This window comes from Sinomonas sp. (genome assembly GCF_051955515.1).
GTDB lineage: Bacteria > Actinomycetota > Actinomycetes > Actinomycetales > Micrococcaceae > Sinomonas.
This window is the reverse complement of record NZ_JBQCGQ010000272.1, coordinates 1-9,754: the sequence shown is the minus strand read 5'-3', so window position 1 is coordinate 9,754 and position 9,754 is coordinate 1. Positions and strand designations below refer to the sequence as shown.

Below are 9,754 nucleotides of genomic sequence, written 5' to 3'. Positions count from 1 at the left end.
TCGTCGGCGGCACCGGCTCCCCGGCACGCGTGCTCGCGTTCGTGGAGGGCCAGCAGGCATGACCGCCCAGGTCCAGGCAAGCACCGCGCCCCCTTCACCCGCCGCCCCGGCCCGGGAGACCGTCGCCGAGCTCGTCGGGCGGACGCTCGCCGAGCTGGGTGCGGGGCACTGCTTCGGCGTCGTCGGTTCGGGGAACTTCGACGTGACCAACTCCCTCGTCCGGCACGGCGTGCCCTACACCGCGGCCCGGCATGAGGGCGGGGCGGCGACCATGGCGGACGCGTACGCACGGATGTCAGGCAAGGTCGGACTGCTCTCGGTGCACCAAGGCTGCGGGCTGACCAACGCCACAACCGGGATCGGGGAGGCCGCCAAGTCCCGCACCCCGCTAGTCGTGCTCGCCGCGGAGACCGCCGGCGCCGCCGTGAACTCGAACTTCGCGATGGACCAGGCCGCGCTAGCCCGCGCGGTCGGCGCCGTCCCGGAAAGGGTCCATTCGGCAGCCTCGGCGCGGGCCGACGTCGTGCGCGCCTTCCGCGCCGCACGCAACGAGCGCCGCACAGTCGTCCTCAACCTCCCGCTCGACGTCCAGACCCAGCCGGCGCCCGACCATCCTTCCCCGGCCTCGGTGCCGCTTCCCGCCCGAGTGCGCCCGGCGTCGTCGGACGTCAGCGCGCTGGCCGACCTCGTCCTCACCGCCGAACGGCCGGTCTTCGTCGCCGGGCGCGGCGGCCGCGGCGCCCGGGCCGAGATCCTCGCCCTCGCCGAACACGCGGGCGCGCTCGTCGCGACCTCGGCCGTGGCGAAGGGGCTCTTCGTCGGCGAGCCGTTCAACCTGGGGATCTCGGGCGGATTCTCCTCGCCGACGACGGCGGAGCTCATCTCCGGCGCAGACCTCATCATCGGCTTCGGGTGCGCGCTGAACATGTGGACCATGCGCCACGGCACGCTCATCGGTGAGGGCACCGCCGTCGTCCAGGTGGATCTGGAGGATTCGGCGCTGGGGGCCAACCGTCCGATCACCCTCGGGGTGGTCGGGGACTCGGGCGAGACGGCCGCCGAGGTGCTCGCGGAGCTGGAGCGGCGCGGCGCCGCACCCAGGCCCGGCTACCGGACCGAGGAGGTCGGGGCTAGGATCGCCGAGTCCGCGCGCTGGCAGGATGTGCCGATCGATGACCTCTCCGGGCCGGGGGCCGACGGCGCGCCGCGGATCGACCCCCGCGTGCTGACCCGGGCCCTCGACGGGATGCTGCCGGCCGAGCGCGTAGTCGGCATCGACTCGGGGAACTTCATGGGCTACCCGAGCCAGTACCTCGACGTGCCGGACGAGTTCGGCTTCTGCTTCACCCAGGCGTTCCAGTCGATCGGGCTGGGCCTCGCAACCGCGCTCGGGGCCGCGCTGGCCCAGCCGCACCGGCTGCCCGTGCTCGGGACCGGCGACGGCGGGTTCCTCATGGGGATCAGCGAGCTCGAGACCGCTGCTCGGCTCGGCCTGCCGCTGCTGTGCATCGTCTACAACGACGCCGCGTACGGGGCCGAGGTGCACCACTTCGCCGAGCACGGTCCCGTGGACGTCTCGACCGTGACGTTCCCCGAGACCGACATCGCCGCGATCGCCCGCGGCTACGGCTGCGAGGGCATCACGGTGCGGTCCGTCGAAGACCTCGGACCGGTTACGGCCTGGCTCGCCTCAGGGCCGGCCTGCCCGCTCGTCATCGATGCCAAGATCGCCTCCGACGGCGGGGCCTGGTGGCTCGCGGAGGCGTTCAAGGGCCACTGACGCTCCCCCCTTGCTTGGGCCCGTCCCGCCGGCCGGGGCCCCCCCCCCCCGCCGGGCCGCGCCCACCCGGGGGGGGGGGGGGGCGGGGGGCGGCGTACAGGGCCCCCTCCCGCCCCCCCCGTGGCTGGCGCCGACCCGCCCGCTGGGCCCACCCCCGGGGGCGGGCCCGGCGCAAGCTCTGTGTGGGGCGTGCCGTGAGGCTACCTACGCAAGTGCTCAGTTCTAGCGGCGGTCGATCAGCTCGCCGAGCCGGATGATGGCGGCCACGATCTCGTCCCGTGAAGAGACGGTGAGCTGCTGCAGGACCAGCCCGTCGAGTGCGGCGAAGATGGCCCGCGCCGCGGCCCGGTCCGCGCGGTGGCCGTAGTGGGTGAGGAAGTGTTCCACGAGGCTGATGTAGCTCTCGTAGAGGTTGTTCGCCATCCTGCCGAGCTCGGGACTGCGTCGCGAGGCCAGGATCATGTAGTACTGGAAGATCTGCAGATTCGGCTCGTCGGCGACAAGCCGCGTCAAGGACGTCGCGAAGTCCTTGTCCAGCTCGGAGGCCAGCGTCAGGTCCGCCATTTGCTGCGACCGCTGCACGGCCCAGACGGTCGCGGCTTCCAAGAGGGCTTCCTTGGACCCGAAGTGGTGTGAGATCAGCGTGTTGTTCACGCCCGCCCGCTGGGCGACTTTCCTGTAGCTGAGGCCGTCCAGGCCTTCCTCCGCGACGACGTCGATGACGGCCCTGATGAGAGCCTCCCGGCCGGTCCCGTATCTGAGCTCGCTGATCGTCATGCGCAGAATCCTACTCGCAAAACTCTGCACTTGCAGAGCTTGACAGCAAAACTAAGCAAGTGCAGAGTAGTTGGCGTAGTGATGCAGGCCACCTTCGGCCGCCGAACTTCATTCCCCGTCATCCCATGCAAAGGAGCGACCATGAGCGCCCCCATCTTCTACGCCAGCACCGATCGGGAACTCGCCGAGCCCTTCGCACTCGGCCAAGTCCAGTGGCTCCGCAAGCCCGGCGACGGCGATCGCCCCGCCCTTTCCGGCGGTATCTGGACCGTGACCCCGGAAGAGGCACCCGAGACGTTCGATCTCGCCTTCGAGGAGGACGAGACGCTGTACATCATCGAGGGCCACCTGCGGATCGAGATCATCGGCGGCCAGACCTTCGACCTCACCGACGGCAGCATGGCCTCCTTCAACAAGGGCGCCAAGACCCGCTGGACCGTGGTCAAGCCGACCACCGAGTTCTTCGTCTACAGCTGAGGGGCGGGGACAGTGCAGAACGGCTCCGACGTCATCGTCATCGGCGCCGGCTTCGCCGGCCTCGTCGCGGCCCGGGAACTGAGCCGGAAGGGCCTCAGCGTCCGGATCCTCGAGGCCCGCGACCGGATCGCCGGACGCACGTGGCTCGAGCCGCGAATGGGCCGCAACCTCGAACTCGGGGGGACCTGGGTCCACTGGAGCCAACCCCACGTGTGGGCCGAGCTCACCCGCTACGGCATCGGCGTCGTGACCGGCCGCGACTTCGAGAAGGCGTACTGGCACGCCGACGGCCGCCTCCACGAGGGGTCGCCGGACGAGCTGATGATGCTCCTCGACGGCCCCAACCGCGACTTCCTCGCGCCATCGCGCCAGCTCGTCCCCCTCCCGTACGAGCCGCTGAGCAACCCGGCGATCAAAGAAGCGGACCAGCTGACCGTGGCCGAGAAGATCGACGCGCTCGAGCTCGACCCGGTCTCCGACCAGCTCATGCGCAGCTTCTGGGCGCTGAACTTCAACGGGCGCATCGACGATGCTGCCTACACCCAGGCCCTCCGCTGGGCGGCCGCGGCGTTCCACGAGTGGCCGATCATGTTCGAGACCTGCGCGACCTACAAGGTCCAGGGCGGCACCGCGGCGCTCGCCCAGGCGATCCTCGACGATGCCGACGTCGATCTCCGCCTGAGTGCCCCAGTCGCGGAGGTGAGGCAGGACGCGGAGGGGGTTGTCGCCGTCGTCCGCGATGGCACCGAATTCGCTGCCAGAGCGGTGGTTGTCACCCTGCCGCTGCATGCCCTCAACAGCGTGAGCTTCGTGCCCGAGCTCTCGCCCGGCAAGCGCGAGGCGGCCGAGGGCGGGCAGCTAGGCCTCGGGGCCAAGCTCTGGATCAAGGTCAAGGGCCGCCGTGAGCGCTTCGTGGCCATGGGGCCGCAGGACTGGCCTCTGAATTTCGTCCAAGCCGAATACCTCGACGCCGAGAGCACCACGCTCGTCGCCTTCGGCCCGGACGCCGCCGCGGTCGACGTCGGCGACGCCGCCGCCGCGCAGGAAATCCTCCGCCGGTGGATCCCGGACCTCGAGGTCCTCGAAGTCTCCGGCCACAACTGGGTCGAGGACGAGTTCGCCCGCGAGACCTGGCCGATGCACCGCGTCGGCTACCTCTCGGAGAGCCTCGCCGAGCTCCAGCGGCCCGAAGGGCCGATCTTCCTCGCGGGGTCCGACTACGCCAACGGCTGGGGCGGCTTCATCGACGGCGCGATCGAGAGCGGCTTCACCGCCGCCCGCGCCATTGCGGAGCAGTTCGGCGTGGGGCTGTGACCTAGCTGTGCGAGGGGGATGGGCTGCCGACGGCGACGCCGAGGGCCTGGACTGCTTCGGCGAGCTGTTCGGCGGTGATCGCCTTCGCGAAGTACTGGAGGGTGAGCCCGTCGAGGGCCGCGAACATGGCCAAGTTCAAGCCGGGGTCGTCCTGTGCGCCGAGCGCGACGCGGCCGGCAGCGAGGGCGGCGACGTACCGGCTGTACAGCTCTCGCACGGCATCCTGCAGCTCGGGGCGCCGGGTGGCCTCCATGACCATCTCGAACTGGAAGATCTCAATGTCCGGCTGGGAGAGGACGTTCCGGACCAGCGCCTCGCGGAATGCGGTCGCGTCGGTCGCGTATTCGCTGAGGTCGGCCGCGGCCATCGCCCGGTCGACGGTCCACTCCAGCGCTGCGGCGAGGAGCCTGTCCCGGGTGCCGAAGTGGTGCGCGATCAGGCTGTTGTTCAGGCCCGCTTCTTCGGCCACCGCGCGAAACGTCAGCCCCCGCAGTCCCTTGCGCGCCCCCACCCGCACGGTCGCTTCGAGGAGGGCTTCCCTGCCCTCTCCGTGGCTGGGCTGTCGTTTCTCAGGGCTCACCCCTTCAGCTTAGGCGGTTGCGGGATGGCAAGTTCGCCCTTGACACCCTGATCAAGCGACCCGTAATCTCTATCACTAAGCAGATGCTCAATATGACGACGGCGGCCCGGTCCCGAACAGCGCATCCGCTAGTCCGAACCGGCACTCGCACGCCGACGAGGTGTCCCGAATTCTCTTACCCGCCCCACCGGGCGATCACCTGAAGGTCCAAAGGAGGACCCGTGAGCAATACCCAGCATGAGGTCGTGGTGCCGCCGTCGGTCGGCGAGACCCGCCTCAAGTCCAACAGCCTCGGCTTCATCGGAATCGCGTTCTTCGTCGTCTCGGCCGCCGCCCCGATGGCGGCCTTCGTGGGGGCGAGCCCGGTGATCTTCTCGGTCATGGGACCCGGCGTCCCGCTCGTCTACATCCTCGTTGCCCTCGTGATCGCCGTCTTCGCGGTCGGCTACCTGAAGATGAGCCGCCACATCGTCAGCGCGGGAGGCTTCGTCGCCTACATCTCCCGAGGCCTGGGCCGGCACGCCGCCACGGGCGCCGCGGGGATCGTGATCGTCACCTACATCTCGCTCCAGGTGGGCCTGTGGGCACAGTTCGGGGTGTTCGCGCAGCAGCTCGTCTCCCGCCTGTTCGGCCTGGACCTGCCAGTGTGGGTGTGGGTGCTGGCGTTCCTGATCATCACGACCGCGCTGACGATGCGCGGGGTGGACCTGAACCTGCGGATCCTCGGGGTGCTCCTGGGGCTGGAGATCATCGCGATCGCCGCTCTGGTGATCGGCGTCGTCGCAGGTTCCGGGGGCAAGGACATGTCCCTCGTGAGCTTCGCTCCCACGCAGCTCTTCCAGCCCGGCCTCGGCGTCGCGGTCCTGTTCGTCTTCGCCTGCTTCACCACCTTCGAGGCGACGACGGTCTTCGCCGAAGAGGCCAGGGAGCCCCGTCGGACGATCCCTCGGGCGCTGTTCGCGGTCATCGTCTTCGTCGGGATCTTCTACACGGTGGCGACGTGGGCCGTCAGCGTCGCGGTGGGTCCGGACAAGGTCCAGGACGCCGCCACCAACGACCTGGCAGGGATCATCTTCTCGGTCGCCGGGAAGTACGTGGGGCCCTGGCTGGACATCACCATGCAGGTCCTGGTCGTCTCGAGCTTCATCGCGATGCTGATCGGGGTGCAGAACATGTTCTCCCGCTACGTCTTCGCCCTCGCCCGTGGTCGGGCCCTGCCGAAGCAGCTCTCCCGGGTGTCGAAGAAGTCGCAGGTTCCCGCGACGGCGGCGCTGGTGAACGGGATCGTGATTGCCGTGATCCTGATGGCCTTCCTCTGGTCCGGCGCTGACCCGATCGTCATCGTGTTCTCGTGGTTCGTCGCGCTGGGCACGGTGGGCTTCATCGTTATGATGGGCTTCGCCTCCGTCTCCATCCTGGTCTTCTTCATCCGCGAGAAGCTCGAGCGGGGGTTCTGGAGCACCCGGGTGGCCCCGATCGCGGCCATCGTGCTCATGGTCACCGTCCTGGTGATCGCCATCGCGAACTACGACTCGATGCTCTCCGGCGACGGCTCGATCGCCCGGCAGCTGCTGTGGTTCATCCCCGTGGCCTTCGCGGCCGGAGCCCTTCTGCCCCTGGTCAAGAAGGACATCGACTTCGACAGCATCGTCGCCGCCGGCGGCTGACCGACCCGCTCTCCATTCGCTACCGCCACGCATTCCACGAAAGGGAACCCCATTGTCTACCGCTCCTGAACAGCTCGCCCCGACCGAACAGGACTACGTCCCCACCGACCAGTGGCCAGACGTCACCGTGATGCTCGACGGCTTCGGCGAGCCGAGCCTCCCGGCCAGCACAGCCCTCGAAGGGACCCCTATCCGGGTCCGGTTCGAGAACGGCTGGACGATCGAGCACACCTTCGCCGACGGGCAGATCACCTGGAAGATCACCGAGGGGGCGGGCGCAGGCCAGACCGGCACGCATCCGTACCGGGCCGTGGAGGTCCGTCCCGGGATCTTCTTCGTCGACTTCGTCAAGGGCGAGGGCGCCCACTCGAGCGACGTGTCCATGGTCATCGACCAGTCGGACGGACGGGTGACGGTCGCGGACTCTTCATTCCTGGATCGCGGCGGCAAGGTCCGCATGCACACTGAGATCCTCTCCGGCCGCGTTGCGGGGACGGGGGAGATCGAGCCGCGCCAGCGCACGAGCGAGCTCGTCGGCAAGCGCATCTACTACCGCTACAGCCCCACTGAGCACTACGAGCACATCTACCTCAACGCCGGCACGTTCGTCTGGCACTGCGTCAAGGGCGGCGAGGTGGGCCTGGCCGACGCCGATCCCGTCCAGGTCTTCGAGCTCGCCGAGGGCGTCGTCATCCTGCACTGGTCCGAGACGGTCATGCCAGTCGAGTCGATTGTCGTGATCGATCTGGCCAACAAGCGTTCCATTGGGCGGATGTTCTGCTGGGACGGCCCAACCCTCGACACGGTGCACCTGCCCTTCGACAGCCAGTTCACAATCCTCGAGGACACGGCCTACCCGGCCGAGTGACCCTCCCGCGAACACTCCACAGGAGACTCCAATGACCACCACCACGACGTCGATCCTCGACGCCATCACCGTCCCCGAGAGCCAGGGCCGCCCGGTCCCGGACGCGGCCACCCGGGAGACCATCGGGCACGCCCCCGTCCATGGGCTCGACGACCTCGAGGCCGCCATCGCCGCCGCCCGCGCGGCCCAGCCGGCCTGGAACGCCCTCGGCGACGCCGAGCGCTCCCGCATCCTCAACGCCATCGCCGACGACCTCGAGGCGAACCTCGAAGAGCTCGCCAGCATCCTCTCCCGGGAGCAGGGCAAGCCCCTCGACGGACCCAACGCCCGCTTCGAGGTCGGCGCCTGCGCTGTCTGGACCCGTAGCGCCGCCAACACGGTCCTCGAGCCCGAGGTCGTCTTCGACGCCGGCGGCGCCCGCTCCGAGGTGCACTACGACCCGCTCGGCGTCGTGGGGGCCATCGGTCCTTGGAACTGGCCGATGATGATCACGGTCTGGCAGATCGCGCCGTCCCTGCGCATGGGCAACACGGTCGTGGCCAAGCCCAGCAGCTTCACCCCGCTGTCGGTGCTCGCCCTGGCCGAGATCTTCAACCGCCACCTGCCCGAGGGAGTCCTGACCGTCGTCTCCGGCAACCGCGAAGTCGGTGCCGCGATCGCCGCCCACCGCGGCCTGGACAAGATCATGTTCACGGGTTCGACCGAGGCCGGCCGCAAGATCGTCGCCTCCTCGGCCCAGAACCTCGCCCGGCTCACCCTCGAGCTCGGCGGGAACGACCCAGGCATCGTGCTCCCCGGCACCGACGCGAAGGCCATCGCGGAGAACCTCTTCTGGGGCTGCTTCATCAATACCGGCCAGACCTGCGCTGCGCTCAAGCGCCTCTACGTGCACGAGTCGGTCTACGATGACGTTGTCGAGGCCCTTGCCGAGCTCGCCAGCGCGACGCCGATGGGTCCCGGCCTGCAGGAGGGCAACGTCCTGGGCCCGCTGCAGAACCAGAGCCAGTTCGACATCGTCAAGGACCTCGTCGACGACGCCCGCGCACGCGGGGCGAGGATCGTCGTCGGCGGCGAACCCTCCCCCGAGCTCGGGCCCCTCTTCTACCGGGCCACCGTGGTCGCAGACATCGAGGACGGCGCCCGCCTGGTGGACGAGGAGCAGTTCGGCCCCGCCATCCCCGTCATCAAATACACCGACGTCGACGACGCCATCCGCCGCGCCAACGCCTCCGAGCAGGGCCTCGGCGCCTCCGTCTGGTCCGACGACGTCGACGCCGCGGTCGCAGTCGCCAAGCTGCTCCAAGCCGGAACCGTCTGGATCAACCAGCACGGCACCCTCAACCCGGACGTGCCCTTCGGCGGGACCAAGCAGTCCGGCTACGGCCAGGAATTCGGCGTCGCAGGCCTCAAGGCCGTCGCCGCCCCCAAGGTCATCAGCCGCTGAAACCACCCCAGCCTCAAGGGGCCCATCGCCCCCTCCCGCTCAGCTTGCTCCGTCACGTCCGCAGGGGTCACCCCCTGCGGACGTGACGGAGCAAGCGAGATTAGCCGACGACGGCGGCGCTCGCCAGCTTCTCGAGGATCGCCTCGGGCCACGGGGCGGACTCCTCGGTACCGCGCGGGACGTACACCGTCACGTAGCGGCCCGAGGCGGCGAGCCGCCGCGGGATGGGCGCGGATCCCTCCCGGTCGAACGCCTCGCCCGTGACCTCGAACCGGAACGTCATCGACGAGCGGCCTACCGACTCGATCTCGAGCACGGTCGTGGCCTCCTGCCCGAAATACAGCTTCGAGCGGAAGTCGACCTCCTGGTGAACCCGGGGCGCGGTGCCGAAGTACTCCTCGAGGAGGCCGAGGCGCCTGAACAGCTGCGCTTCGGCAGCCTCAACGCTCCTCGTGATGAAGGAGTTGTGGTGGTGGCCGGAGGCGTCCGTGTCCACCCACTCGACCGTCCGGGTGACGGTCTCGCGGATGGCTCCCGGAAGGAGGTCGCTCATCATCAGGCGTTCGCCGCCTCCAGTTCGGCGCGGGCAGACGCGGGCGTCCAGCGCAGGTGGGTGGGCAGTTCGTCGGCGTCGGGCTCGCGCAGGAGCGAGAGCCGGGGGCGGATGGCGTCGGTGCGTGCCGAGGGCGGCTTACGGCGGCCGGCCCGGAACTGGGCGGGCCAGTCGGCGCCGTCCCCGCGGTATTCCTGCTCGGCGGCCGCGTGCAGGGTCCACTGCGGGTCGTAGAGGTGCGTCCGGCCGAGCGCGACGAGGTCGGCGCGGCCTGCGAGCAGGATCGAGTTGACG

General features: G+C 69.5%; 9 protein-coding genes and 1 pseudogene. 6 read left to right on the top strand and 4 right to left on the bottom strand.

The genetic code is table 11. The features are described from left to right. The first annotated feature begins 58 nt into the window (after window positions 1-58). A complete protein-coding gene (locus tag ACTHL9_RS15925; protein WP_440520260.1) occupies window positions 59-1,780 on the top strand; it encodes a thiamine pyrophosphate-binding protein in 1,722 nt (573 codons plus the stop codon). A 222-nt stretch (window positions 1,781-2,002) separates the two neighbouring features. Here ACTHL9_RS15925 and ACTHL9_RS15920 read toward each other — a convergent pair whose 3' ends face one another. Next, window positions 2,003-2,557, bottom strand: coding sequence for a TetR/AcrR family transcriptional regulator (locus ACTHL9_RS15920; RefSeq protein ID WP_440520259.1), 555 nt, complete (start codon window positions 2,555-2,557; stop codon window positions 2,003-2,005). 141 nt (window positions 2,558-2,698) lie between these two features. Here ACTHL9_RS15920 and ACTHL9_RS15915 point away from each other — a divergent pair, with 141 nt between their 5' ends. Then, window positions 2,699-3,034 carry a cupin domain-containing protein gene (locus ACTHL9_RS15915; protein ID WP_440520258.1) on the top strand — a complete coding sequence of 112 codons (336 nt, stop codon included), beginning with the start codon at window positions 2,699-2,701 and terminating at the stop codon, window positions 3,032-3,034. A 12-nt stretch (window positions 3,035-3,046) separates the two neighbouring features. Continuing rightward, a complete protein-coding gene (locus ACTHL9_RS15910; RefSeq protein ID WP_440520257.1) occupies window positions 3,047-4,348 on the top strand; it encodes a flavin monoamine oxidase family protein in 1,302 nt (433 codons plus the stop codon). Between the two features lies 1 nt (window position 4,349). Here ACTHL9_RS15910 and ACTHL9_RS15905 read toward each other — a convergent pair whose 3' ends face one another. After that, window positions 4,350-4,928 (bottom strand): TetR/AcrR family transcriptional regulator, encoded by a 579-nt coding sequence (locus ACTHL9_RS15905; RefSeq protein WP_440520256.1) that lies wholly within the window; start codon window positions 4,926-4,928, stop codon window positions 4,350-4,352. Window positions 4,929-5,149: 221 nt separating this feature from the next. Here ACTHL9_RS15905 and ACTHL9_RS15900 point away from each other — a divergent pair, with 221 nt between their 5' ends. Genes ACTHL9_RS15900 through ACTHL9_RS15890 form a run of 3 tightly spaced genes read left to right on the top strand, consistent with a single transcriptional unit; the run spans window position 5,150 to window position 8,907 of the window. Further along, window positions 5,150-6,595, top strand: coding sequence for an APC family permease (locus ACTHL9_RS15900; protein ID WP_440520255.1), 1,446 nt, complete (start codon window positions 5,150-5,152; stop codon window positions 6,593-6,595). 52 nt (window positions 6,596-6,647) lie between these two features. Beyond that, window positions 6,648-7,463, top strand: coding sequence for a MoaF C-terminal domain-containing protein (locus tag ACTHL9_RS15895; RefSeq protein WP_440520254.1), 816 nt, complete (start codon window positions 6,648-6,650; stop codon window positions 7,461-7,463). Window positions 7,464-7,494: 31 nt separating this feature from the next. Next, on the top strand, window positions 7,495-8,907 hold the full coding sequence (locus tag ACTHL9_RS15890; RefSeq protein ID WP_440520253.1) for an aldehyde dehydrogenase family protein: 1,413 nt from the start codon (window positions 7,495-7,497) through the stop codon (window positions 8,905-8,907). Between the two features lie 100 nt (window positions 8,908-9,007). Here the strand turns inward: ACTHL9_RS15890 and ACTHL9_RS15885 are convergent, their stop codons facing one another. Both ACTHL9_RS15885 and ACTHL9_RS15880 read right to left on the bottom strand, forming a co-directional pair. Beyond that, on the bottom strand, window positions 9,008-9,463 hold the full coding sequence (locus ACTHL9_RS15885; protein ID WP_440520252.1) for an acyl-CoA thioesterase: 456 nt from the start codon (window positions 9,461-9,463) through the stop codon (window positions 9,008-9,010). Next, window positions 9,463-9,754: pseudogene (locus tag ACTHL9_RS15880) on the bottom strand (bifunctional salicylyl-CoA 5-hydroxylase/oxidoreductase); the annotation flags it as partial. The pseudogene ACTHL9_RS15880 and the gene ACTHL9_RS15885, both read right to left, overlap by 1 nt.